Consider the following 25,200-nt stretch of genomic DNA (forward strand, 5'->3'; position numbering starts at 1 on the left):
CCGCGGCAAGATCGATCTTGGCCACACCACGGCCATAAGGCAGCAACAGCCGCTCCTCGATACCCATACCGGCCGCCACCTCACCCAACGGCCGAAGCGAGGCAGCCTCCGCGATAGCCAGATCCGACGGGAAGGACATCAGTCGAGTCCCGCGGCCGCGCGCAGCTCGTCGGCCTTGTCGGTCTGCTCCCACGTGAAGTCGGCGTCGTCGCGGCCGAAGTGCCCGTAGGCGGCGGTCTTGGCGAAGATCGGCCGGTTGAGCTGCAGGTGGCGGCGGAACGCGGCCGGGCGCAGGTCGAAGTGCTCGTCCACGAGCTTGCGGATGGTGGCCAGCGGCACCTGCTCGGTACCGAACGTCTCCACCAGCAGCGACAGCGGGCGCGCGACGCCGATCGCGTACGCGACCTGCACCTCCACCTTCTCGGCCAGCCCCGCGGCCACGATGTTCTTCGCGACCCAGCGCGCCGCGTACGCGGCGGAGCGGTCGACCTTGGAGGAGTCCTTGCCGGAGAACGCGCCGCCGCCGTGGCGGGCGAAGCCGCCGTAGGTGTCGACGATGATCTTGCGGCCGGTCAGGCCCGCGTCGCCCACGGGGCCGCCGATCACGAACCGGCCCGTCGGGTTGACGTAGAAGTTCTCCTGCAGCTCCTCGACGGAGTACAGGTCCGCGGGGATCTCCGGGACCACGACGTGCTCCCACAGGTCGGACTTGATCTGCGCGGTCTCGACCTCCTCGGCGTGCTGCGTGGAGATGAGGACCTTCTCGACGCCGACCGGCTTGCCGTCGCGGTAGCGGACCGTGACCTGCGTCTTGCCGTCCGGGCGCAGGTAGGGGAGCGTGCCGTCCTTGCGCACGGCGGCCAGGCGCCGCGAGAGCCGGTGGGCCAGCGCGATCGGTAGCGGCATGAGCTCCGGCGTCTCCTTGCACGCGAAGCCGAACATCATGCCCTGGTCACCGGCGCCGTCGCTGTCGAGCTCGTCCTCCGAGAGCTTGCCCTCGATGGCGCGGTTCTCGTACGCCTGGTCGACGCCCTGCGCGATGTCGGGCGACTGCTTGTCCAGGGTGATCATCACGGCGCAGTGGTGGCCGTCGAAGCCGTACTCGCCGCGGTCGTAGCCGATGTCGTTGATCGTGCGCCGCACCACGTCCGCGAAGTCGATCTGCGCCGTCGTCGTGATCTCCCCGGCCACGACGACGAGCCCGGTCGTGATGAGCGTCTCACAGGCCACCCGCGAGGTGGGGTCGCCGGTCAGGGCGGCGTCGAGGATGGCGTCGGAGATCTGGTCGGCCATCTTGTCCGGGTGGCCCTCGGTGACCGACTCGGACGTGAAGAGGTGCTCGTTCTCGGCCAGCGGGATCATGCGTGCTCCTTCTGGAGGCGGTCGCGGACCTGTGCGGTCGCGGTGGTCATGGCACGCAGTTTCGCGCGTGCGGCGGACGCCGGCAGGTGTCGGAGCCCGCAGTCGGGTGTGACGATCATCCTGTCAGCAGGCACGACGCGCAGCGCACGCTCGATCCTCCGTTCGACGACGCCGACCGGTTCGACCTCGGGCGTCTTGACGTCGAGCACACCCACGCCGAGCACGCGGTCCCAGCCGAAGCGCTCCACGAGCGCCAGGTCGTCGTCGCCCTTGCGCGCGAACTCCAGCAGCAGCTGGTCGACGTCCGCCTCGAGCACGGCGGGGAACAGGAAGTCGTAGTGGCCCTCCCACAGCGGGCGGGCGTAGCGGTTGCCGTAGCAGACGTGCAGGGCCCACGTGACCGGCACGTCCTTCACCACGATGTTGAGCGCCTCGATCGCGAGGCCCACCTGCTCGGGATGGCCCGCGAGGAACGGCTCGTCGATCTGCAGCAGCTCGGCGCCGGTGTCGGCCAGCGAGCGGGCCTCCGCGTTGAGCACCCGGGCGAGGGCGCGGACGAGGTCGGCCCGGTCGGGGTAGGCCTCGGTGCGCAGCCGCCGCGACAGCGAGAACGGCCCGGTGAGCGAGAACCGGACGGGGCGGTCGGTGTGGTCGAGGGTGAACGCGAGGTCGGCGGCGAGCCCCAGGGGGGCCGGTGGCGGGTCGTCGAGCGGGGCGGGCAGGGCGAGGTCGAGGTAGTCGAAGTAGAACGCCTTGACCGGGTCCATCACCTGCACGCCGGGCACGCGGGCCAGCAGGTGGTCGACGTCGTTGTCGCGGCGCAGCTCGCCGTCGCTGACGACGTCGATGCCGGCCACCTCCTGGTCCTTGAGCGCGGCCTTCACCGCCATGTCGTGCATCTCGGCGAGCTGGGTGCGGCTCACCGACCCGTGGTGGACGCCCGTCTTGGCGCGCTCCAGCCAGTCGGGGACCGACCAGGACCCGATGACGGTCGTCGCCAGGAGGGGTCGGCTCGGCAGCTGTTGCATCTCAGTCCCTCACGTCGGCCGTCATGGTCGTGATGCTGCTCCCGGCCCGGGCGAACGGGGTGAAAGCCACGTCGAAGCCCTTGCGGGCGCCGATGTGCGCGAGCAGCGGCCCGTTCACCCAGTTGACCACCGACCCGTCGTACTTGCCGGGACCACGGAAGCCGTCCCGGTACTGGTGCGGGTCGGTGGCGAAGAGGTCGTGGCACTGCAGCCGGCCGTAGGGGTGCAGCAGCGGCAGGGTCTCGGCGAAGCTCGCGGCCGCGCCGTTGGCCACGTGCATCCGTACGTCGCTGCCGGTGGCGAGCAGCGGCCGGAGCAGCTCACCGCTGATGCCCGGCGCGATCGCGTAGGTGTCCAGGCCGTGCAACGGCACGTAGCGCTCCTGCAGGCGCAGCGCGGCCCAGATCGCGCGCCAGAACTCGACGGCGGCACGGGTGTCGGGCACGTGCTGCGGCACGGCCTCGGCCAGCAGGGCGGGGCCCAGGCGCAGGAGCTTCTCGACCAGCCCGCCGAGGGCGTCCGGCGTGGTGTGCACGCTCGCCGCGACGGCCGCGGCGGCGTCCGCGGGCAGGTGGGCCCGGGACTCGACGAGGTGCTCGCGCTGCCCGATCGTCGCGATCTCGTCGGTGGGCAGGTTGTCGTAGACGTTGGAGATGTAGACGAGGAACACCTTGAACCGCAGGAACCCCAGCGACGTGGTGGGGCGCAGCGCGTCGAGGACGAACGAGCTGACGCGCTCGGCGTGCTCGCTGACGGTCGCGCGCGCGAGCTCCAGGACGTGGGCCGAGTAGTCGCCCATCAGGTAGTGCAGCCGCCGGTAGTAGCCGCGGCCGTGCTCGTGGTCGAGCTCCCGGAACGCGTCGAGCCACGTCCGGGCCTGGTGGCCGTTGCCGACGCCGAGCTCCAAGACGTAGAGCTCCTCGGGCAGCGCCCGGCGCTCGGCGAGACCGTCCCACACGGCGAACAGCTCCCGGATGGTCGTGCGCACCGGCTCGTCCTCGCGGGCGTCGCTGCGGCCGCCGGGCAGCGCCGACTCGTAGTCCTGCCCGGTGGCCTCCTCCCAGTCGCGAAGGTGACCCCAGTACAGCGCGTTGAACGCCCAGATCAGGCTGCGGCTGGTGGGCCCCCACTCCTCCAGGGTGAGCTGCCGGGCGCCCGCGCCGCCCGTGCGGTGGGCGTGCAGGGCGGAGGCCACCGCGGACGCGGTCGAGTCGGGCGCGCCGGCGATCCGCCGGAGGTCGACGGCGAGCTCCAACTGGGTGTCGCCGACCACCGGCCGCAGCTCGACGGGTGCCCGGAAGTTGTGGCGGTACTGCACCCAGTCGACCGTGACCCGCAGCCGCGACAGGTCGGTCGCCGCGCAGGCGGCCAGCGCCGTGAACACCGGGGCCAGTGCCCCGGTCAGGTCCACCGCGTTCTTGCCGCGCAGCCGGGCCGCGGGCTTGACGTCAACCAGCACGGAGCCTCCTCGTCAGTCCGGCCGTCTCCAGGATCTCCGGGACGCCGCGCTCGTACCCGAACGCCATGACGTGCACGCCCGCCAGGTGCGGGATCTCCCGCAGCGCGGCGATCGTCTCCGCGCACATCAGCACACCCTCGTCCGCGACGCGGTGGGCGGGCACGCCGCGCAGCCGGCGCCCGACCGACTCGGGGACGACCACCCCGGGCACCCTCGTGCGCAGGAACTCGTGGGCGCGCAGCGACCGGACCGGCCCGACGCCGGCGATCACCGCGCACCGCTGCGTGAGCCCCAGGTCCACCACCTGGCGCATCCACGCGGCGAACGCCGCCACGTCGAACACGAACTGGGTCTGGCAGAACTCCGCGCCCGCCGCCACCTTCTTGCCCAGCCGCGCGGCCCGGAACCGGGTGGGCGGGGCGAACGGGTTCTCCACCGCGCCGACGAGGAACCGGGGCGGCGGGTCCACCACCCGTCCCGACAGCAGCCGGCCCTCGTCTCGCATGGTCCGGGCCGTCCGGACGAGCTGGACGCCGTCCAGGTCGAACACCGGCTTGGCCTCGGGATGGTCACCGTGGACGGGGTGGTCGCCCGTCAGCAGCAGCACGTTCGGGATGCCCAGGACAGCAGCGGAGAGCAGGTCCGACTGCAGCGCGATGCGGTTGCGGTCGCGGCAGGTCAGCTGCATCACCGGCTCGATGCCGGCCTCGGCGGCCAGCACGCATCCGGCGAGGCTCCCGACCTGCACGTGGGCACTGGGGTTGTCGGTGACGTTGACGGCGTCCACCCACCCCCGCAGGTGCCCCGCGGCGCGGGCGATCGCGTCGCGGTCGGCACCGCGGGGAGGACCGATCTCGGCCGTGACGGCGAACCGGCCCGCGGCGAGCGCACCGCGCAGGCCCGGACCGGGACCGGTCACGCCCGGGCCCCGGGCATCCCCAGGTCGACCGGCCCGCCGGCGCCGCGGCCGGTCGGTCCCGTCCGAGGCGCCGCGGACGGCTCCGTCCACAGGCCCTCGTCGCGGCCGAGCCAGTACTGCACCCAGGAGCTCGCTCCGGTCAGGCGGTGGTCGACGGGCCGCTGGAAGCGGGTGAGGTCGTCGGCGTGGCCGGCCTCCTCCGCGCGTTCCAGCGCGGTGACCCACACACACGTCACGCCGGGGTGCACCTCGCAGTCTCCGTTGGCCGCGACGCCGCCGCACGGGCCGTTGCGCAGCTGCTTGGGGCACGTCATCGGGCACGCGTACCCGGTGGCCGGCAGCGCGCACTGGCCGCACATCCGGCACCCGAACAGCGCCTCCTTGCCCCGGCGCTCCGCGGCGGTGAACAACCGCAGGGCCCGGGGGTGGCGCTCCAGCCGGGCGGCCAGCCGGCGGTACAGCGCGTTCGGTGCCACCAGCGGTGCGAGCCGGTAGGTCGCGCGGGCGGACGGGCGGGGGCGTGCCGGGCGGGGCCATCCGGGCGCCGTCTCCGCCATGACCCCGCCTCCGGCCGGGCACTTGTGGCTCGCGACAGGCATCAGCCCGGACGGGCGGGCAGCTCGACGGCCGTCATCGCCCTGGCGACGACCGGACGCAGCCGTCCGGGCAGGGGGGTGGCACCGGCCCGGAGGTGGGCGACGGCGGCCCGCAGCTCGGCCACCTCACGACGCAGATCGGTGATGAGTGCCTGGTCGGCGGCCGCCCGCTCGGTCTCGACGTGCCCGCTGATGCGTTCGAGCTCGGTGAGCAGGGGATGGACGATGCTCTGGGACACCGGTGGCCTCCTCGGCGTGCGTGCCTGTCGATGACCACGCTAGGGCGCGCTGTGGCCCCGGACACATGTGCTCGACCACAAATCGGAGGGGCGAACAGTGGCCGCGGAGCCCAAGCGGCTCCTACGCTGCGCCCATGGCCGCGGCGGCAGGAGCGAACCCGGCTCCGGGGCTGCGGCTCGAGGCCGTGCCCCCCGAGCGCCGGGAGAACGTCCTGCTGCGCGAGCTCGTGGCCGCGTTCAGCCACCTGTCGGCGCTCGCGTCGCAGGACGCCGACGTCGACGGGGTGGTGCGGCTCGTGGCGCGCCGCACGGGCTGCTGGGTCGCTGTCGTGGGCCCCGACCCGGTCGGCGAGCCCGACGTCCTGTCCGCGGCGCCGCCCGACGCCGCCCAGCGGTTCACCGAGGCGGTCGGCGGCGACCGCCTCGCCGCGGTGCTCGGGGCGGCCGCGCAGAACCGGCGCGCTGTGTCGCTCTCGGGGCTGTCGCTCTCGGGGCCGGCCGCCGACGGGCCTCTACTCGACCGGGCCGGGCTCGCCGGGGCCGCGCTCGACCGGGCCGTGGTCGTGCCGGTGCTGGTCGGCCACGACGTCGCCGCGCACCTCGTCACGGTGGCGTCGGACGAGCCCGAGCTCGGCGACGACCTGCTGCTCCTGCTCGCCGAGCACGCCGCCACGGTCTGCGGGATCATCCTCGGCCGCGAACGCGTGGTGGCCGCCGCGGCGGGCCGGGCCCGCACCGACCTCGTCGAGGGGCTGCTGCTCGCCCGCGACCGCGACGCCGCGGAGGCCGACCGCTGGGCCGGGCACCTCGGGTTCGCCCGCGGCACCGAGCACCATGTCCTCGCGGTCGGCGTCGTGGAGACCCCGGATCGGGCGCGGGTGCTCGCCACCGCCGAGCACACCATCACCCGCGGGCGGTCCGCCGCGATCGTCGCGGTGCGCGAGTCCGAGGTCGTGGCCGTCGTGCCCGCCCCGGACGGCTCCCGGCCGGGGCTCGACGCCGTCCGCGAGCTGGCGCAGCGGTGCCGGGCCGCCGTGCTCGACCGCCATCCCGGCGCCGACGTCGTCGCGGGCATCGGGGGGTGCTGCCGCGAGGCCGGGGAGATCGCGCGCTCCTACAGCGAGGCCCGCAGCGCCATCGACGCCGCGCGCCGGATGCCCCGCGCTCCGGCCGTCGTCGCGTTCGGGGAGCTGGGGGTGCTGCGGCTGCTGCTGCAGGTGCCCGACCTCGGCGAGCTGCGGGCGTTCGCGGACGACGTGCTCGGGGACGTCGCCCGCGACGGGCGCACCGGTGCCGACCTGCTCGGGACGCTGGTGGAATGGTTCCGCTGCAACGGCAGCCCGCAGCGCACCGCGGGAGAGCTGCACGTGCACCCCAACACGGTCGCCTACCGGATCCGGCGGGTCGAGGAGATCTCCGGGCTGCGCCTGGACCACCACCGTGACCGGCTGCTCGCGCAGCTGGCCTGCGAGATCGTGCAGGTGCTGCCGTGACGGGCCCGGGGCTGCTCGGCGCCGGCGGGGTGCTGGTGGCGGACGGTGCCATGGGCACGGTCCTGCACGCGGCGGGTCACCCGCTGGACCGGGCGCTGCCCGAGCTGAACCTGTCCGATCCCGCGCTCGTCCGCCGGATCCACGACAGCTACCTCGCCGCCGGGGTCGGGCTCGTGCAGACCAACACGTTCGGTGCGAGCCGGCTCCGGCTCGAGGACCACGGCCTTGGCGAGGACACCGTGGCGATCACGACCGCCGGCGTGCGCGTGGCCCGCGACGCGGTCGCGGACTGCGGCCGGCAGGTGCTCGTCGGCGGGTCGGTCTCGCCGGCGGTGACGGTGCAGCAGCGGCGCCGGGTGGGCGCCGCCGACCGGGAGGCGGCGCTGCGGGAGCAGATCCACGCCCTCGCCGCGGCCGGGGTCGACGTCCTCGTCCTGGAGACGTTCGGGTACCTCGACGAGCTGGTGGAGGCCGTCGGCGTGGCGGGGGAGACCGGCCTGCCCGTGATCGCGTCCGCCACCTTCGCCCCCGACGGCCGCACGTTCGGCGGCGACACCCCGCACGACGTCTGCTCGGCGGTGGCCGGCCTGCCGGTCGTCGCGCTGGGCACGAACTGCACGCTCGGCCCCCAGGGTGTCCTCGCGGTGGTGCAGGAGCTTCGCGCGCACACCGACCTACCGATCGCGGCCCAGCCCAACGCCGGCCTGCCCCGGCGGGCGGAGGGCTCGCGCTTCTCCTACGACGTCGACGCGCAGTACGTCGCCCGGTACGCGCGGCTGCTGGTGGAGGCGGGCGCCGCCGTGGTCGGCGGGTGCTGCGGCACCACCCCGGCGCACCTCGCCGCCGTCGTCAGGGCGCTGGCGACGGCCCCTGCGCGGACGGGGCCAGGGCGGGCGGGGTCAGCGCGGACGGGGCTGGGGCGGACGGGGCTGGGACGGCCGGGGGTGGGGCGGACAGCGCCGGGGCAGGCGTCGGGGGCCGACCAGCTGTCCGCCCGGCGTCACACCGCCGGTGGGCTGGTTCGTCCGGAGCGGGCGCGGGAGGCGTCGCGGCCGCGGTTCCGGGTGCTCGCCGAGATCGAACCGCCCGAGGCCGGGCACGTCGCGGAGGTGGTGAGCCGGGCCGCCGAGGCGTGCGGACACGGCGTCGACGCGCTGTGGGTCCCCACGGGCGACGGGCCGCGCGCCCGGCTGGGCCCGGTGAACCTCGCCGTCCACCTGCAGCACGAGCTGGGCGTCGACACCCTGGCCAGCGTCACCACCTGGGACCGCACGATCATGGCGCTGCAGGCCGACCTGCTCGGCGCCCACGCGCTGGGCGTGCGCCGGATCGTGTGTGAGACCGGCAGCCCGCCGCTCGTGGGCGACTACCCGAACGTCGACGGCGTGTGGGACGTCGACTCGACCGGCCTCGTCGAGCTCCTGACCGGGCTCAACGAGGGCCGCGACCGCAACGGCCTGCGCCTCGCGGGCAAGACCGCGTTCGAGATCGGCGTGCGGGTCGCCCCGGGATCCCGCGACCGGGAGGTCGAGGCGCGGCGGGCGCTGCGCAAGGTCGAGGCCGGGGCGCAGTTCCTCGTGACGCGGCCGGTGTACGACCTGGAGTCGTGGCGGCGGCTGCGCGACGCGCTCGGCGAACCCGCGCCGGTGCTGGTGTCCGTGCGGCCGCTGCGCAGCTTCGCCCAGGCCGAGTACCTCGCCCACGAGGTGCCCGACACGGAGGTCCCGACGGCCGCACTGGCGCTGCTCGAGCGGGCCGGGAACGGGGCCCCGGAGGCCGGGATCGACCTGGCGGCGGAGCTCATAGGACAGGTGCGATCCGATGCGGAAGGCGTCGTGATCCTCCTCCCAGAGGCGGCTGCCGCCGCCGAACAGCTCGTTCTCGCGGCCGGTGGATCATGACATCGGGCCTCGTTGACGTGACCTAGATCACGCGCTACGTTCGCGGTCCGTAGCTGCGCACGCTCGTTCCGCTACGCGCTCTGGGACGTCACCGTTCGGCTGATCCGACTCGAGGAGAGCGCACCGCCATGGCTGCTTACGACCCGCGGACCGCCACCGGCCTGCCCACCGAGCCGGTCGGCTCGCTGCCCCGCCCGGCGAAGCTGCAGGAGGCCTACGCCCGGTACGACGCCGGCGAGATCGGCAAGGGCGACCTCGAGAAGCTGCAGGACGCCGCGGTCAAGGACTCCATCGAGCGCTTCGAGGCCACCGGATCGCCGATCATCTCCGACGGCGAGCAGCGCTGGTCGTCGTTCGCCACGTACCCGATCGCCGACACCCTCGCCGGCACCGGTCTCGCGCCGGGCCTCGGCCCCGGCGGCCAGTTCTTCGCGATCTTCGCCGACGGCCACGGCCGCCAGCTGCCGAAGCTGGAGTCCGGCCCGTTCCACTACAACCAGCACGCGGCCGACACGCTGCGCAAGTCGATCCCGTTCGCCACGAAGCCGATGAAGCAGGCCGTGATCGCGCCGTCGATGCTCGCGCTGCTCTACCCGCTGAAAGACCCGGTGGAGGGCTACTCCCGTGAGGAGTTCGAGGCGGCGCTGATCGACGAGTGCGAGCAGGACATCCGCCAGGCCTTCGCGGCCGGCGCGGTGCGCGTGTCCGTAGACTTCACCGAAGGCCGCCTCGCCACCCGCGAGGACCCCCGCAACCCCTGGACCGGTGCCGGGCTGCTGCCGCACTTCATCGAGCTGAACAACCGGGTCATGGCGCGGTTCACGGCCGAGGAGCGCGTCAACATCGGGATCCACACATGCCCCGGCGGCGACCGCGACTCCGTCCACTCCGCTGACGTGCCCTACAACAACCTGCTGGGCTCGATGTTCGACATCAACGCCGGCTACTTCCTCATCCAGTGCGCCAGCGAGCGCGACAAGGACCCGGTGTTCCGGTCCATCGGTGAGCACCTGCGCTCCGACGCCGACGGCGTGGTGCAGATGGCGTACATCGGGTCGACGGTCACCCAGTCACCCCGCGTCGAGTCGCCGCAGGAGATCGCCGACAACCTGATCCGGGCGGCGAACTTCATCGACAAGAACCAGATCGGCTCCACCGACGACTGCGGCTTCTCGCCCTTCTCCATCGACGAGAAGCCCAACCACGGCTCACCCGACTACGCGCGCGACGTGGCGTTCGGGAAGATCGCGGCCCGTGTCGAGGGCTCCCGGCTCGCCGCGGAGAAGCTCGGCCTCTAGCTGCGAGTGCGGATGACGGCGCCCGGCTGGGGACTTCTCGCCGGGCGCCGCCGCATGTGCCCTCGCCCCCCGGACCCGATCGGTGCGCGGGGCCCTGCACCCCCGACGCCGGAACCGGAGCGGTCACGCGAGGCGTGAGCGCCGGCGACCGCACGAACAGGTGACCACCCCGACCACGAAGGGGTGGGGCTGTGGACACGGCTTGCCGAACGGGGACGAAGATCGGCCAGCGGTCGCCCGCTCCGGACGGCCGGTACGGTGCGGGGAGTTGTCGGAGTGGACGTCGAGTGAGGATGCGCAGATGACGGAGAACGTGCCCCAGCGGGTGGCCATCGTGACCGGGGCGGCCCGGGGGATCGGCGCGGCCACCGCGCTCCGGCTGGCCTCGGACGGCCTCGCGGTCGCCGTGATCGATCTCGAGGAGTCCGCGGCCAAGGGCACCGTCGAGGCGATCGAGGCCGCGGGTGGCACGGCCGTCGCCGTCGGCGCCGACGTCTCCGACGCCGCTCAGGTCGAGGCGGCCGTCGCCCGCGTGGCCGACGAGCTGGGCGCCCCCACGGTGCTGATCAACAACGCCGGCGTGACGCGCGACAACCTGTTGTTCAAGATGACCGAGACCGACTGGGACACGGTCATGGGCGTGCACCTCAAGGGCTCGTTCCTGATGGCGAAGACGGTGCAGAAGCACATGGTCAGCGCCAAGTGGGGCCGGATCGTCAACCTGTCGTCCACCTCGGCGCTGGGCAACCGCGGCCAGTCCAACTACTCCACGGCCAAGGCCGGCCTGCAGGGCTTCACGAAGACCCTCGCGATCGAGCTGGGCAAGTTCGGCGTCACGGCCAACTGCATCGCGCCCGGGTTCATCGTCAGCGACATGACCAAGGCCACGGCCGAGCGCATCGGCGAGGACTGGGACACCTACGTCGCCGTGCGCGCCGCGCAGATCCCCGTGGCGCGGCCCGGCCAGGTCGAGGACATCGCGCACACGGTGTCGTTCTTCGTGAGCGAGGGCGCCGGGTTCGTGTCCGGCCAGGTGATCTACGTGGCGGGCGGCCCGAAGGCCTGACGGCGGTACTCTCCCGCGTGCGTTTCATCTTCCGTCCCCCCGCGGCCCGGGCGGCCGGCCTGCTGTCGCTGCCCTGGGAGCAACCGCTCGAGGAGTGGAAGGACGACCGCCTCCTGGAGCTGGCCCACCGCGGCATCTCGCGGCACGTCGTCCGGTTCGTCGAGGTCGACGGCCTGGTCTACGCGCTGAAGGAGATCGACGAGCGGCTCGCCCGGCGGGAGTACCGCCTGCTGGGCGAGCTCGAGGCGATGGGGATGCCGGCGGTCTCGGTGCTCGGCGTGTGCGTGGAGCGGCCCCCGGCGCAGGGTCACGAGCAGGACGCGGTGCTCGTCACCCGGTTCCTCGACTACTCGATGTCCTACCGCTACGTCTTCTCCCACGGCCACACCACGCGGGCCACCGACCAGCTGGTGGACGCGATGGTGGAGCTGCTCGCCCGGCTGCACCTGGCGGGCCTGTTCTGGGGCGACTGCTCGCTGTCGAACACGCTGTTCCGGCCGGACGCGGGCAGCATCGCCGCGTACCTCGTCGACGCCGAGACGGCCGAGATGCACCCGTCGCTGAGCGACGGACAGCGGCGCTTCGACATCGACTACGCCGCAGAGCGGGTCGGCGGGGAGCTGTTCGACCTGCAGTACGGCGGGCTGCTGCCCGACGACGTCGACCCCGTCGAGATCGCGGCCGAGATCCCGCGGCGCTACGCGGCGCTGTGGGAGGAGCTGACCCGCGAGGAGCTGCTGCAGCCCGACGAGCAGCGCTACCGCATCGCCGAGCGGGTGGATCGGATCAACGAGCTCGGGTTCGACGTCGACGAGATCGAGCTGAGCACCACCGAGGAGGGCACGCGGATGCGCGTGCACACCCAGGTGGCCGAGGTCGGACGGCACCGGATGAAGCTGTTCGCGCTGACCGGGCTGGAGGTCACCGAGAACCAGGCCCGCCGCCTGCTCAACGACGTGGTGAGCTATCGCGCCTACCTGGAGCAGAAGGAGGGCCGCGCCGTCCCCGAGACCGTGGCCGCGCACCGGTGGCGCGCCGAGGTCTTCGACCGCGTGATGGCGATGGTGCCCGAGGACCTCGACGACCGGCTCGCCCCTGCGGAGGTGTTCCACGAGATCCTGGAGCACCGCTGGTTCCTGTCCGAGCAGGAGGGCCGTGACGTGGGCACGACGGCGGCCGCCCGCTCGTACGTCGGGAGGATTCTGCCCGCCACCCCCGCGACGCTCACGGTGCTGCCCGACATCCCGGGCGCACCCAGCTGATCCGACCCGGGCCGGCTCACTCGCTGCGGTCGGTGATCGTCGAGCTCCAGGCCGGGATCGGGGCGGTGCCGTCGGCGACGGTGACCGCGCCGCCTGTGGGGTTCACGACGAGCGCGGCGCCGCCCTCGCGGAACGCCAGCAGCGGCGTGGTGGTGGAGTACCCGATCTCGACGTCGCCCTTGGAGAGGCGGGGTTCGAGCCACTGCCAGGCCGCGGTGAGCGGGGTGGGCTGCCCGCCGCCGGACGAGGTGGCGTCGGTCCACAGCGCGCCGTAGCCGAGGTCCTTGCTGCCGGTGCGGCCCTGAGGCCCCCACAGCAGCGCGGCCGAGGCACCGGACTGCGCGAACGCGGCGACGGCGGCGAGGGTGGCCGCGGCGCTGGCCGGGCTCGTGGACGCACCGTTCTGACCGGCGGGGAGATTCGGGTAGAACTCCGACCACCAGATCGGCAGGTCGGTCTGCTGCCGGATCCAGGCGTCGAGGTCGGCGAACTTCTGCGCGCCCTCCCGGAGCGACGTGGGCGGTGTCCTCTGGCGGGTCGCGGTGCCCCCGTCGACCGCGATGAAGTCGGCACCGACCTTGTTGGCGAGCCAGTAGGTGATGACGTCGAGCGCGCGCTGGTCGGCCACCCCCCACGGGCCGCTGACGTCGGACCCGTTGGCCTGGCCGGGGTCGAGGCTGGTCAGCACGATGTAGGGCCCGCCGACCTGGACGTCGGGGCGCACGGCCTTCACCGCCGTGTAGACCTTGTTGTAGAAGGCGGTGTAGTCCTCGTAGCCCCAGCGGTTCCGGTCGTCGTCGTAGAAGCCCTTGAGCTCGTTCCACACCTGCACGCGCTCGATCTGCGGGTAGCGCTCCACGGCCGCGGCGGCGAGCGCGGCGAAGTCGTCGTAGTGGTCGGGGGTGGGGGCGACCTCGATCTTCGACCAGTCGGTCTGCCCCGCTGCGCCGCCCTTCATCCAGTCCGGCGAGCAGCAGAGGGTGAGGACGGTGTGCCCGCCGGTGTCCTTCACGAGCTTCATGCGCGTGTCGAGGCTCGACCACTCGAAGTCCCCGGGCGAGGGCTCGGGGTTGAGCGTGCCGAAGCCCATGAGGTGAACGTTCTGCCAGTAGGCGCCGTCGGCCGACAGGATGGCCTCGCCGCGCTGCCGGGCCGCGGCGGGTTCCTCGGGGTCCAGGCTGGACTGGGTGTGGCTGACACCGAGATCCAGCGGTGCGGCCTGCTTCTGCCAGCTCCACGCCCCGGACAGCGCCTGTTGCGCAGAGGCGGCGACCGACTGCGGGGTGGGGGCGGCGGAGCAGGCTGCGGCGGCGAGGACAACCACCGCGAGCACTGCGGCGAGGACGCGGTGATCACGCACGGGCGGACCTTAGCGGGATGCCGCCGACACGGAAGTGAGGTACCAGCCGGGCCGTTCCCGCAGCTCGGCGTCGGTGCCGCGCTGTGCCACGCGCCCGTCCAGGACGACGACCACCTCGTCGAGCCGGTCGAGGCCGGCGAGATCGTGCGTGACCAGGAGCATGGAGCGGCCCTGCGTGGCGGTGAGGAGATCGTCGAGCACGGCGTCGCGGGTGTTCGGGTCGAGGTGGGTCGTCGGCTCGTCGAGCACGAGGACGCGCGGGTCGGTGAGCAGGGCCCGGGCCAGTGCGAGGCGCTGGCGCATCCCGCCCGACAGCCGCGCCCCGTGCGCGCCGACCTCCTCCTCCAGGCCGGTGCTCCCCATTCCGACCCGGCGCAGGACCTCGCGCAGCGCCGCGTCGTCGGTGGGGGTGCCGTCGGCGGTGTCGGGGCGGGCGAGGCGCAGGTTCTCCCGCACGGTGCTCGCGAAGATGTGCGGGTCCTGCGGTACGCCGCTGACCCACGCGCGGACCTCGTAGGGCTCACGGGTCGTGAGGTCGACACCGTCGAGGTGCACGGTGCCCCCGCCGGGGTCGCGGAACCGGAACAGGACGTCGACCAGCGTGCTCTTGCCCGACCCGCTGGGCCCGACCACCGCGATCCGCCGGCCGGGAGCGAGGTCGAGGTCGAGCCCGTCGAGGGCCCAGGGCTCGTCCGGGCCGTAGCGGACGCGCAGGTCGCGCAGGTGCAGGCCGGCGTCCGTGGGACCGGCCTGGGGGGCGGCGCGGACGGTGACCGCGGGCGGGGTGTCCAGGACGTCGAACAGCCGCGTCCCCGACGCCCGCACCGCTCCCAGCCGAGCTGCGGCGGCAGGCAGCGGCGCCACGATCTCGAATGCGGCCAGCGCCGTCAGCACGAGCACGGCGAGCGGGACCGTGCCGAGGGCTCCGGAGTCCACGGCGGCCACGCCGGCGAGCAGCGTCGCCCACAGCGTCAGGCCCGCGACCAGCGCGGACGCGCCTGCCCCGAGCCCGAGCAGCCCGGCGTCCCGGCGGGCGACGCGGGCCAGTTCGGCGTCGGCCGCGTCGATGCGGGCCACCGCACGGGGCATCGCCCCGTAGGCGACGAGGTCGGGCGCGCCGTGCAGGGTGTCGACGAGCGCGGTGGAGAGAGCGGCGGTGGCCGCGGCCCGACGCCGTCCGGGCCGACGTCCGGCGGCCGCGGCGGCGAACGGGACGGCGAGCCCGCCCAGCAGCAGACCCGTGGCCAGCACGATCCCGCCGGGCACCAGCACGGCGGTGGACAGCGTGACGACGCCGGCCCCGACGACGAGCGCGGCGAGCGGCGGGGTGAGGCCGCGGATGAGCAGGTCCTGGGTGGCGTCGGTGTCGCCCACCAGCCGTGTGACGAGGTCGCCGGAGCGGAACCGGTGGATCGGCTCGGTGCGGGCCAGGCGCGTGTACACCCGGTCGCGGACGTCGGCGAGCGTGCGCAGGGCGGCGTCGTGGGTGACGAGCCGCTCCAGGTAGCGCGCCACCCCGCGGGTCACACCCAGGGCCCGGGTCGCCACGACGGCCACGCTCAGCGCCGTTATTGACGGGTGGCCCGCGGCGGTGGCGATGAGCCAGGCGGCGGCGGCGAGCAGCGCCACGGCCGAGCCGGTGGCGACGGCGCCGGCGAGGACGCCGAGCGCGAAGCGGGCGCCGCGCGGCCGGGCGAGCGCGAGCATCCGCCGGAGGGGGTCGTGCCTGGGCGCCGTCATCGGTGGGCCACCTCCCGTGCCTCGGTCAGCGCGCGACCGGCCTCCAGGTGGACCAGCTCGTCGGCGAGGTCGGACCAGCCCGCGTCGTGGGCGACGATCACGCCGGTCCGCCCTTCCAGCAGCCGGGCGACCCCGGCGCGGACGAGCGCGGCGTTCTCCGGGTCGAGGTGGGCGGTCGGCTCGTCCAGGAGGACGACGACGTCCCCGTCCGCCGTGGCGGTGCGCAGGAATGCGCGGGCCAGGGCGATGCGTTGCCGCTGACCGGCCGACAGGCGGGTGCCGCGCTCGCCGAGACGCGTGGCGTAGCCGCCGGGCAGGGCGGTGATCATCGCGTGGGCTTCCGCGAGCCGGGCCGCGGTCTCCACCTGCGCGTCCGTCGCGTCCGGGGCGCCGAGGCGGATGTTGTCGGCCACCGACGCGTCGAACAGGTACGGGCGCTGCGGCACCCACGCGAGCCGGCGCCGCCAGTCGTCGGCAGGGACGTCGGTGAGGCGCACGGGGGTGCCGTCGCGCCCGGTGACCGTGATCGTGCCGCGGTCCGGGTCGCCGAAGCGCAGCAGCAGCCCGAGCAGGCTGGTCTTGCCGGCGCCGCTGCGACCCGTGACGAGGGTGGTGGTGCCGGGGCGCAGCACCAGGTCCAGGTCGTGCAGCGCCGGGACCTCGCGGCCGGGATGGGTGAGGCCGACCCCACGCAGCCGGATCTCCGGTGCCGCGGCCGGCGCGGCCGGTGCGGCCGGGACCGGCGCCGGTCCGCCCGGGCCGTCGAGCACCGCGAACACGCGTTCCGCGGCCACCACGCCCTCCATGCTCGCGTGGAAGCGGGCTCCCACCTCGCGCAACGGCAGGTAGGCCTCCGGCGCGAGGATCAGCACGAGCAGCGCCGTCTCCAGGTCGAGCCGGCCGTAGAGCAGCCGCAGCCCGATCTCGACGGCCACGAGGGCCACCGCGACCGTCGAGAGCAGCTCCAGCACGAACGCCGACAGGAACGCGATCCGCAGGGTGCCCATCGTGGCGCGGCGGTGGTCGTCGGTGACCCGCCGGATCAGCGCGGCCTCGGCCTTCGCCCGGCGGAACAGCGCCAGCGTCGGCAGCCCCTCGACGACGTCGAGGAAGTGACCGCCGAGCCGCTCCAGCAGCCGCCACTGCTTCCGCGTGCGGTCCTGGGTGTGCCATCCGACGAGGGCCATGAACACCGGGATCAGCGGCAGTGTCAGTGCGATGACCAGCGCGGAGATCCAGTCGGCCCGCGCCACCACCACGAGCACGGCCACCGGGACGAGCACGGCGAGCACGAGCTGCGGGAGGTAGCGGGCCACGTAGTCGTCGAGGGCGTCGAGGCCGCGGGTGGCGAGCGTGGCGAGCTCGCCGGCGTCGGTCCGGACGGGGTCGGCGGCCGGCCCGGTCGCGTGGGCGACGAGCTGCCGCCGTAGGTCGGACTTCACCCGGGCCGCGCTGCGCAGGGCCGCGGTCTCGGCACCGTGCGCCAGCGCGGTGCGGGAGAGGACGACCACGCCCACCGCCGTGACGGCCGCGGCGATCCCGGCCGCGCCCGTCGCGGCCCCGGAGATCACCCGCGCCACCAACCATGCCTGCGCCAGGATCAGCCCGGTGAGTGCCAGCCCGCAGGCGACCGTCACGACGAGGTGCACGCGCACCGACCGCGTGGTGCGGACGAGCCGGGGATCGAGGGGTTTCATGCCGCGCCGACGTGCGCCCGGGTGACCCGGCGGCGGAACACCCAGTAGCTCCACGACTGGTAGGCGATCACCACCGGGAGGAAGATCCCGCCGACCCAGCTGAGCAGCCCCAGCGTGTACGGCCCCGAGGCGGCGTTCGCCACCGTCAGGTCGAAGGCCGGGTCCAGGGTCGAGGGCAGCACTGCGGGGTAGAGCGACCCGAACAGCACCACCGTGAACGCCGCGATCGTGACGACGGTGGCCACGAACGCCCAACCCTCCCGCCCGAGGGCCGCGAGCACCGCACCGGCGAGCAGGGCCACGACGGCGCCGACCGCGGCGGCGGTGGTCCATCCCGCGCCGTGGGCCGTCTGTGTCCAGGCGAGGAAGCCCGCGAGCACGGTGACGGCCACCGGCCCCGTCCGCCGCACGGCAGCGCGGGCGCGGTGCCGGACCGGTCCGTCGGTCTTGAGCGCCAGGAACACGGCGCCGTGCAGGGTGAAGAGTGTCAGCGTGGCCAGGCCGCCGAGCAGCGCGTACGGGCTGAGCAGGTCGGCCACGCCAGACCGCACGACGCCGTCGGGTCCGAGCTCGACACCCCGCACGAGGTTCGCGAGCACCACGCCCCAGACGAACGCCGGCACGACGCTGCCCACGACGATCCCGAGGTCGCAGCGGCGCACCCACGCGCGGTCGTCCACCTTGCCCCGGTACTCCAGCGCGACCCCGCGCACGATGAGCGCGAGCACCACGAGCAGCACGGGCACGTAGAAGCCGCTGAGCGTCGCTCCGTACCAGGCGGGGAACGCGGCGAACATCGCGCCGATCGCGGTGATCAGCCAGACCTCGTTGCCGTCCCAGACGGGTCCGATCGCGTCGAGCACCACCCTGCGGTCGCCGCGCGAGCGACGGCCGAGCACCGGCAGCAGGATGCCGACGCCGAAGTCGAAGCCCTCCAGCACGAAGTAACCGGTCCACAGGACCGCGATGGCGACGAACCAGACGGTGGGGAGATCCACGGTCGTCCTCCTAGTAGCCGAGCGCGGGGACGAGGGGCTCGTCGCCCGAGTCGGAGCCCGCGACCGGGACGGGCTCGGGACCCTTCTTGACGTACCGCCACAGCAGCCGGGCCTCGACGACCGCGAGCGCGCCGTAGAGGGCGGTGAACACGGTGAGCGAGAGCGCCACCTCGGCGAGGCTGACGCCGGGGGAGACGCTGGCCGCGGTGAGCAGCTCGCCCACGACCGTCCACGGCTGGCGGCCCATCTCGGTGAGGACCCAGCCGAAGATGTCGGCGGTGAGCGCCGCGGGCAGGGCGGCGACAGCCACCCGGTACATCCAGCGCTGCTCGGGCAGCCGCCCCCGGCGGGTGAGCCACAGGCCGGCCACGCCGACGCCGACGCCGGCCAGGCCCAGCCCCATCATCAGCCGGAACGCCCAGTACAGGACGGGCACGTCCGGGACGTAGTCGCCGGGCCCGTACCGCGCAACGTTCTGGGCCTGGATCTCGGTGATGCCCTGCACGGGCGCGGAGAACGTGTCGGTGGCGAGGAAGCTGAGCAGGTAGGGGATCTGGACGTTGAGGTGGTTGCGGCTGCCCTCGACGTCGCCGACCGCGAACAGCGAGAACCCGGCGGGCTGCTCGGTCTGCCACAGCGCCTCGGCCGAGGCGAGCTTCATGGGCTCGTACTGCGCCATGAGCTGCGCCTGGTTGTGGCCCGAGAGCGCGACGACGATGCCCGCGATCGCGGTGGTGGCCAGACCGGCGCGCAGCGTGCGGCGGAACATCTCGTGGTCGGCCTGCGGGGCGTCCGCCTTGCCGTTGCGGGTGCGCAGGATCCGGATGGCGCTGACGGCGACGACGAACAGCCCCGCGACGACGAACGACGCGCCGAGCACGTGCACGTACGTCGAGAGCGCCTGCGGGTTCGTCAGCACCGCGACGATGTCGGTGAGGTGCGCGCGCCCGGTGGCGGGGTCGACCGTGAAGCCGACGGGGTGCCGCATCCAGGCGTTCGCCGAGAGGATGAAGAACGCCGACAGGTTGGAGCCGATCGCGGCGACCCAGATGGTGGCGAGGTGCACGCGCTTCGGCAGCCGGTCCCAGCCGAAGATCCACAGCCCGATGAACGTGGACTCCAGGAAGAACGCGAGCAGCGCCTCGAGCGCGAGGGGAGCGCCGAAGACGTCGCCGACGAACGTCGAGTAGGCGCTCCAGTTCATCCCGAACTGGAACTCCTGGACGATGCCGGTCACCACGCCCATGGCGAAGTTGATCAGGAACAGCTTGCCGAAGAACTTCGTGGCCCGCAGGTACTCGGCCCGGCCGGTGCGGTGCCAGGCGCTCTGCAGGGCCGCGACGACGACCGACAGGCCGATCGTCAGCGGGACGAACAGGAAGTGGTAGATCGTCGTGATCCCGAACTGCCATCGGGACAGGTCCAGGGCATCCACGCAGTGCCTCCGTTCACCGAACTTCTACGTCCGGTAGTAGTTCTACACCCCGTAGAAGAATCCTCCGCACAGGACCGGCACAGCCGACGCACAGGGAGCGTCGGCACCGTCGGGGACATGAACCGGACAGAGCGTGCAGCGGGGCGCCGCAGGGTCGTCGCCGTGACGGCCGCGATCGCGGGAGTAGGCGTCACCGGAGCCGTCGGCCTCGCTGTCGTCGCAGCTCACGGCTCCGCCGACGCGAGCACCACCGCTTCCGGAACCGCCACCGACGGCTCCAGCAGCAGCGCGGACGGCTCCTCGTCGAACGCGTGGCAGCCCTCCGGCGCCACCGTCGGCCAGGGATCGGCGAGTGGCGGATCACACGCCTCGTCGGGCGGATCGTGATGCCGCTCCTGGAGACCCTCCCCCTGGGGCCCGGCACCGCACAGTGGCCGCTGTGGAGCACCACCGCGCGGCTCGTCGCCACCGATCCCGGCGCGCTCCCGGTGGCGCGACGCGTCGTCGAGGACGTGACACGGCGCGTGGAGGCGGCGTGCAGCCGGTTCCGGCCCGACTCCGAGATCGCGATGCTCCCCGGCGACGGCACCCCGGCCCGGGTGAGCCCGCTGCTGGCCGAGCTCGTGCGGACCGCGCTGCTGGCCGCCCGTCGCACCGACGGCGACGTCGACCCGACGCTGGGTGCCGCGCTGGCCGCCGCCGGCTACGACCGCGACTTCTCCCTCCTGGGCGACGGTCCGCTGCGGACGTTCCTGGCCGCGCCCGAGCCGGCGTGGCGGCGGGTCCAGCTCGACGGCGACGTCCTCACCGTGCCCGCGGGCACCCGGCTCGACCTGGGCGCGACGGCCAAGGCCTGGGCCGCCGACCACAGCGCGGCCGAGGTCGCCCGCGCCTGCGGGAGCGGCGTGCTGGTGGCTCTGGGCGGCGACATCGCCACCGCGGGCCCCGCGCCCGTCGACGGCTGGCAGGTGCTCGTCCGGGACCAGGCGGAGGACCCCGCCGCTCCCGTCACGCTCGGGGCCGGCGGCGCGCTGGCCACCTCCAGCACCGTCAGCCGCACCTGGGAGAACGGTGGCGGGAAGGGCCGGGGAAGGACGGCCCACCACGTCCTCGACCCGCGCTCCGGCATGCCCGTGGCCGCGGTCTGGCGCACGGTCAGCGTCGCGGCCGGCACGTGCGTCGAGGCGAACACCCTCACCACCGCGGCGGTCGTCCGCGGGCTCGACGCGCTGCCCTGGCTGCGTGCGCTCGGCGTCCCGGCCCGCCTGGTCGGTGCCACGTTCAAGATCCTCACCCTCGGAGACTGGCCGTCCTCATGATCAACGCCCTGTGGTACCTCGGCCGCGGCACGGGGGTGGTGTCGCTGGTGCTGCTCACGCTCGTCGTCGGGCTGGGTATCGCGACGCGCTCCGGCCGCCCACTGCCGGGCCTGCCCCGCTTCGCCGTCACCGCGGTGCACCGCAGCGCGAGCCTGCTCGCCGTCGCGTTCCTGGTGGTGCACGTCGGCACGCTGCTCTTCGACCCCTACGCGCAGCTCGACGTCCTGTCGCTCGTCGTCCCGTTCACCGCGGCGGCGCAGCCCTTCTGGTACGGCCTGGGCGCGCTCGCGCTCGACCTGATCCTCGCGCTCGTCGCGACGAGCCTGCTGCGCGACCGCATCGGGCCGCGCATCTGGCGTGGCATCCACTGGGCCGCCTACGCGGCCTGGCCGATCGCGCTCGCCCACGGCCTCGGCTCGGGCAGGGACGCCGGCACCGGCTGGATGCTCACGACCACCGGCCTCTGCGTGGCAGCGGTGCTCGGTGCCGTCGGCTGGCGGGTGTCCGACCGCTTCGCCGAGGTGCGCGGGCCCGCTCCCGCCCCCGTCGTCCCCGCCCCCCTGATCGGTGTCCGATGACCGCTCTCACCACGGCCGCCGGGACGGTCCCGTCCCACCCCCTCCTCGACGCCGCGCGGCTGCGGCTCGAGGACCACCTGCGCCACGTCGGACCGATCCCGTGGGCCGTCCCGCTCGTGCGCGAGCTGGAGGCCGCCGGGCTGACCGGCCGCGGGGGCGGGGGCTTCCCCGTCGCCCGCAAGCTCACCGTGGCGGCCTCGGCCGCGGCAGCCACCGGCCGCGTCCCACTCGTCGTCGCCAACGGGGCGGAGGGTGAACCGGCCAGCGCCAAGGACCGCCGGTTGCTCGCCCACGCCCCGCACCTCGTCCTCGACGGGCTACAGCTCGCGGCCGCGGCGATCGGTGCCGACCGGGCGCACGTGCTCGTCGCGCCCGCCGCTCTGGTCGCCGTGCAGGCGGCGCTGGTGGAACGCGCCGGCGTCGACCGGGTCCCCGTGGAGGTCACGGTCGCCGCCGAGCGGTTCGTCGCGGGGGAGGAGTCGGCCGTCGTCGCCGCGCTGGAGGGACGGCCCGCGCTTCCCGGCGACAAGCTCCGCCGCGTCGTCGAGTCCGGGGTGCACGGCCGTCCCACTGCCGTGCAGAACGTCGAGACGCTCGCGCACCTGGCGCTGATCGCACGGTTCGGGGCGGGCTGGTTCCGCTCCCGCGGGACGGCCACCGAACCGGGGACGGCGCTGGTCACGGTGAGCGGGGCGCTCGACCGGCCCGGCGTCGTCGAGGTGGCCCACGGGACCCCGCTGCGCGCGGTCCTCGACGGCGCGGGCCTTCGGCATCCCGCACCGGTGCTGGTCGGCGGCTTCCACGGCGCCTGGCTCGCCCCGCACGAGGTCGGCGTCGCGACCTTCTCCCGCGCGTCGCTCGGTGGATACGGGGCCGCGACGGGGGCGGGCGTGCTGATCGCGCTCCCGCCGGGCGTCTCCGGGATGGTCGAGACCGCCCGGATCGCGGCCTACCTGGCCGGGCAGAGCGCCCGCCAGTGCGGGCCCTGCCAGGGCGGGCTGCCGCGCATGGCCGACGTGCTCGGCCGGATCGCCGCGGGTGACCGCGACCCCCGGCTGGTCGCCGAGCTGCACCGGCTCGCCGGGCTCACGGCGGGCCGCGGCGCCTGCCACCACCCCGACGGCACCGTGCGGCTGGTCCGCAGTGCCCTGCGCGTCTTCGGAACCGACCTCGGAGCGATCTCGTGACCACCCTCCACATCGACTGGACCCGCTGCCAGGGCCGCGGCGGCTGCGTCGAGCTGCTGCCCGAGCTGATCGGCCGCGACGAATGGGGCTACCCGCTCACCGGCACCGACGTCGCCGTGCCCCGGGCGTTGCACGGCCACGCCCGGCAGGCGGTGCGCGACTGCCCGCGCCTCGCCTTGCGGCTGGAGCAGGGCCGGGATACCCCCTGATCGGGGCGTGCGCGGGGTCACGCTGCTCGGAGTGGAACGGTCAGTACCGCCGGTCACTAGACTCCGCCCATGGTCGACGGCGACGCGAGCACCGAGACGGTCCCGGAACGCGCAGCACCGGCGGAACCCGACGAGCTGAGCCTGGCCGCGGAGTTCCCCGCCGCCACGCGCGAGCAGTGGGTCGGACTCGTCGACGGGGTGCTGCGGAAGTCCGGTCGGATCGGTGAGGACGCCGAGCCCGGCGCGGGCGTCGCGAAGCTGGTGAGGTCGTCCCTGGACGGCATCGGCGTCCGGCCCCTCTACACCGTGGACGACGTCGCCGGCCTGCCCGCGGCCGGCGTGCCCGGGCAGCGGCCGTTCGTCCGGGGCTCGCGGGCCACGGGCCCGGTCCCCGACGGCTGGGACGCGCGCCAGCGGCACGCCGAGCCCGACGCGGAGACCGCCCACACCGCGGTCCTCGCCGACCTCGAGAACGGTGTCAACTCGATCTGGCTCGCGGTGGGCGAGGGCGGCACGGCCGTCACGGACCTGCCTGTGGTGCTCGACGGGATGTTCCTCGACCTGGCCCCGGTCGTCCTGGACGCCGACGGGGCCGACGTGGGCGCCGCCGAGGCGTTCCTCGCGCTGGCCACCGACCGCGGCATCGACCCCGCCACGCTGCTGGGCACGCTCGGCCTCGACCCGATCGGTGTCCGCGCCCGCACCGGCAGCGGCCCGGACCTCGACACCGTGGTGCCGCTCGCGCAGCGGGTCGCGGGAGAGTTCCCGCTGGTCAGGGCGATCGTCGTGGACGGGTTGCCGGTGCACTCCGCCGGCGGCTCCGACGGGCAGGAGCTGGGCTTCGCGCTCGCGGCCGGCGTCGCCTACCTGCGCACGCTGACCGCCGCGGGCCCGGACGGCGGCACCCAGGCGGGCCTGGACATCGATACGGCCGCGCGGCTGCTGGAGTTCCGCCTCGCGGCCACGGCCGAGCAGTTCCCGACGATCGCGAAGTTCCGCGCCGCCCGCAGGCTCTGGTCGCGCGTGCTGGAGGTCTCCGGGGCGTCCGCCGACACGGCGCAGACGCAGCACGCCGTCGCATCGCCCACGATGCTCACCCGCCGCGACCCGTACGTGAACCTGCTCCGCGGCACCGTGTCCGGCTTCGCGGCCGGGGTCGGCGGGGCCGACGCCGTCACCGTCGCGCCCTTCGACGCCGCGATCGGGCGCTCCACGCCGTTCTCCCGCCGCATCGCGCGCAACACGCAGTCCCTGCTGGTGGAGGAGTCGCACCTGGCCCGGGTGATCGACCCCGCCGGTGGCTCGTGGTTCGTCGAGTCGCTCACCGACGAGCTCGCGCAGGCCGCCTGGGCGTTCTTCCAGGAGATCGAGGCCGCGGGCGGGGCCGTCGCGGCCCTCGACTCGGGGTTCGTGGCCGAGAAGGTCGCCGCGGTCCGGGCGAAGCGCGAGAAGGGCGTCGCCACGCGCAGGGTGCCGCTCACGGGCGTCAGCGAGTTCCCGGATCTCGACGAGAAGCCGGTCGAGCGCGATCCGCTGCCGGCCACCGAGTCCGGCGGACTGCCGGTCTACCGGCCCGCCGGGCCGTACGAGGCCCACCGCGACCACTCCGACGCCGTCCTCGCCGAGACCGGGTCGCGGCCACGCGCGTTCCTCGCCACGCTGGGCCCGCTCGCCGCCTACACCGCGCGGGCCGGGTTCGCCCGCAACGTGCTGCAGGCCGGTGGCGTCGAGGCGATCGACGCCGGCCCGACCGAGACCGCCGAGGACGTCGCCAAGGCCTATACGGCCGCGTCGAGCGACAGCGGAACGCGCATCGGCGCCGGCTGCTCGCCGGTGGCGGTCCTCTGTTCCACCGACACGATCTACACCGAGCGTGCCGAGGCCACCGTCGCCGCGCTGCGCGAGGCCGGGGCGCGGTACGTCCTGCTCGCGGGCAAGGCCGATGTGCCGGGCATCGACGGGCAGCTGTTCGCGGGCGGCGACGCCCTCGCCACGATCGACGCCGTGTACGCGGCACTGGAGGGATCGCAGTGACCATCCCCGACTTCACGACG

21 protein-coding genes are annotated in these 25,200 nt (G+C 74.3%); 10 read left to right on the top strand and 11 right to left on the bottom strand.

All coding sequences use genetic code 11. The annotated features are described in order from the left end of the window. Nucleotides 1-138: 138 nt before the first annotated feature. From metK to JWR81_RS22145, 6 genes are read right to left on the bottom strand one after another with little or no spacing between them, the layout of a single operon-like run. On the bottom strand, nt 139-1,362 hold the full coding sequence (gene metK / locus JWR81_RS22120) for a methionine adenosyltransferase (protein ID WP_297656264.1): 1,224 nt from the start codon (nt 1,360-1,362) through the stop codon (nt 139-141). After that, nucleotides 1,359-2,390 (bottom strand): hypothetical protein, encoded by a 1,032-nt coding sequence (locus tag JWR81_RS22125; protein ID WP_297656281.1) that lies wholly within the window; start codon nt 2,388-2,390, stop codon nt 1,359-1,361. The genes metK and JWR81_RS22125 overlap by 4 nt, the downstream gene beginning before the upstream one ends. A gap of 1 nt (nt 2,391) precedes the next feature. Further along, complete coding sequence (locus JWR81_RS22130) at nt 2,392-3,849, bottom strand: hypothetical protein (RefSeq protein ID WP_297656284.1); 1,458 nt, start codon at nt 3,847-3,849, stop codon at nt 2,392-2,394. Further along, nucleotides 3,839-4,768: a methylenetetrahydrofolate reductase gene (locus tag JWR81_RS22135; protein ID WP_297656287.1), complete on the bottom strand. Its 930-nt coding sequence runs from the start codon at nt 4,766-4,768 to the stop codon at nt 3,839-3,841. Before JWR81_RS22135 ends, JWR81_RS22130 begins: the two co-directional genes overlap by 11 nt. Next, the gene (locus tag JWR81_RS22140) at nt 4,765-5,325 is read right to left on the bottom strand and encodes a methylenetetrahydrofolate reductase C-terminal domain-containing protein (RefSeq protein WP_297656290.1); all 561 of its coding nucleotides are present in this window, start codon (nt 5,323-5,325) and stop codon (nt 4,765-4,767) included. The genes JWR81_RS22135 and JWR81_RS22140 overlap by 4 nt, the downstream gene beginning before the upstream one ends. 41 nt (nt 5,326-5,366) lie before the next feature. Then, nucleotides 5,367-5,603: a hypothetical protein gene (locus JWR81_RS22145; RefSeq protein ID WP_297656300.1), complete on the bottom strand. Its 237-nt coding sequence runs from the start codon at nt 5,601-5,603 to the stop codon at nt 5,367-5,369. A 134-nt stretch (nt 5,604-5,737) separates the two neighbouring features. Here JWR81_RS22145 and JWR81_RS22150 point away from each other — a divergent pair, with 134 nt between their 5' ends. The 5 genes from JWR81_RS22150 to JWR81_RS22170 all read left to right on the top strand — a co-directional run bounded on the left by JWR81_RS22150 (nt 5,738) and on the right by JWR81_RS22170 (nt 12,623). After that, nucleotides 5,738-7,096 carry a CdaR family transcriptional regulator gene (locus tag JWR81_RS22150; protein ID WP_297656304.1) on the top strand — a complete coding sequence of 453 codons (1,359 nt, stop codon included), beginning with the start codon at nt 5,738-5,740 and terminating at the stop codon, nt 7,094-7,096. Beyond that, nucleotides 7,093-8,997: a bifunctional homocysteine S-methyltransferase/methylenetetrahydrofolate reductase gene (locus JWR81_RS22155; protein WP_297656307.1), complete on the top strand. Its 1,905-nt coding sequence runs from the start codon at nt 7,093-7,095 to the stop codon at nt 8,995-8,997. The genes JWR81_RS22150 and JWR81_RS22155 overlap by 4 nt, the downstream gene beginning before the upstream one ends. 128 nt (nt 8,998-9,125) lie before the next feature. Further along, complete coding sequence (locus JWR81_RS22160; RefSeq protein ID WP_297656312.1) at nt 9,126-10,295, top strand: 5-methyltetrahydropteroyltriglutamate--homocysteine methyltransferase; 1,170 nt, start codon at nt 9,126-9,128, stop codon at nt 10,293-10,295. 301 nt (nt 10,296-10,596) lie between these two features. Beyond that, complete coding sequence (locus JWR81_RS22165; protein ID WP_297656316.1) at nt 10,597-11,361, top strand: SDR family oxidoreductase; 765 nt, start codon at nt 10,597-10,599, stop codon at nt 11,359-11,361. Between the two features lie 17 nt (nt 11,362-11,378). Beyond that, nucleotides 11,379-12,623: a DUF4032 domain-containing protein gene (locus tag JWR81_RS22170; protein ID WP_297656319.1), complete on the top strand. Its 1,245-nt coding sequence runs from the start codon at nt 11,379-11,381 to the stop codon at nt 12,621-12,623. 16 nt (nt 12,624-12,639) lie between these two features. Here JWR81_RS22170 and JWR81_RS22175 read toward each other — a convergent pair whose 3' ends face one another. The 5 genes from JWR81_RS22175 to JWR81_RS22195 are packed head-to-tail and all read right to left on the bottom strand — an operon-like array spanning nt 12,640 to nt 19,853. Next, nucleotides 12,640-13,983, bottom strand: coding sequence for a hypothetical protein (locus JWR81_RS22175; RefSeq protein ID WP_297656322.1), 1,344 nt, complete (start codon nt 13,981-13,983; stop codon nt 12,640-12,642). Nucleotides 13,984-13,992: 9 nt separating this feature from the next. Next, on the bottom strand, nt 13,993-15,723 hold the full coding sequence (cydC, locus tag JWR81_RS22180; RefSeq protein WP_297656325.1) for a thiol reductant ABC exporter subunit CydC: 1,731 nt from the start codon (nt 15,721-15,723) through the stop codon (nt 13,993-13,995). Then, nucleotides 15,720-17,420 (bottom strand): thiol reductant ABC exporter subunit CydD, encoded by a 1,701-nt coding sequence (gene cydD, locus JWR81_RS22185; RefSeq protein WP_297656328.1) that lies wholly within the window; start codon nt 17,418-17,420, stop codon nt 15,720-15,722. The genes cydC and cydD overlap by 4 nt, the downstream gene beginning before the upstream one ends. Next, entirely contained in the window at nt 17,417-18,418 is a 1,002-nt protein-coding gene (gene cydB, locus JWR81_RS22190; protein ID WP_297656331.1) for a cytochrome d ubiquinol oxidase subunit II, read from the bottom strand. The genes cydD and cydB overlap by 4 nt, the downstream gene beginning before the upstream one ends. A gap of 10 nt (nt 18,419-18,428) precedes the next feature. Beyond that, nucleotides 18,429-19,853 (bottom strand): cytochrome ubiquinol oxidase subunit I, encoded by a 1,425-nt coding sequence (locus JWR81_RS22195; RefSeq protein WP_297656334.1) that lies wholly within the window; start codon nt 19,851-19,853, stop codon nt 18,429-18,431. A gap of 386 nt (nt 19,854-20,239) precedes the next feature. Between JWR81_RS22195 and JWR81_RS22200 the strand changes: the two genes are divergently transcribed. From JWR81_RS22200 to JWR81_RS22220, 5 genes are all read left to right on the top strand, one after another. Further along, nucleotides 20,240-21,172 carry an FAD:protein FMN transferase gene (locus JWR81_RS22200; RefSeq protein ID WP_297656337.1) on the top strand — a complete coding sequence of 311 codons (933 nt, stop codon included), beginning with the start codon at nt 20,240-20,242 and terminating at the stop codon, nt 21,170-21,172. Continuing rightward, nucleotides 21,169-21,750 carry a ferric reductase-like transmembrane domain-containing protein gene (locus tag JWR81_RS22205; protein ID WP_297656340.1) on the top strand — a complete coding sequence of 194 codons (582 nt, stop codon included), beginning with the start codon at nt 21,169-21,171 and terminating at the stop codon, nt 21,748-21,750. Before JWR81_RS22200 ends, JWR81_RS22205 begins: the two co-directional genes overlap by 4 nt. Further along, complete coding sequence (locus JWR81_RS22210; protein ID WP_297656344.1) at nt 21,747-22,937, top strand: NADH-ubiquinone oxidoreductase-F iron-sulfur binding region domain-containing protein; 1,191 nt, start codon at nt 21,747-21,749, stop codon at nt 22,935-22,937. Before JWR81_RS22205 ends, JWR81_RS22210 begins: the two co-directional genes overlap by 4 nt. Then, on the top strand, nt 22,934-23,146 hold the full coding sequence (locus JWR81_RS22215; protein WP_297656347.1) for a ferredoxin: 213 nt from the start codon (nt 22,934-22,936) through the stop codon (nt 23,144-23,146). Before JWR81_RS22210 ends, JWR81_RS22215 begins: the two co-directional genes overlap by 4 nt. A 69-nt stretch (nt 23,147-23,215) precedes the next feature. Further along, a complete protein-coding gene (locus JWR81_RS22220; protein WP_297656350.1) occupies nt 23,216-25,180 on the top strand; it encodes a methylmalonyl-CoA mutase family protein in 1,965 nt (654 codons plus the stop codon). Nucleotides 25,181-25,200: the final 20 nt, after the last annotated feature.

Source organism: Pseudonocardia sp. (assembly GCF_025965585.1).
Lineage (GTDB): Bacteria > Actinomycetota > Actinomycetes > Mycobacteriales > Pseudonocardiaceae > Pseudonocardia.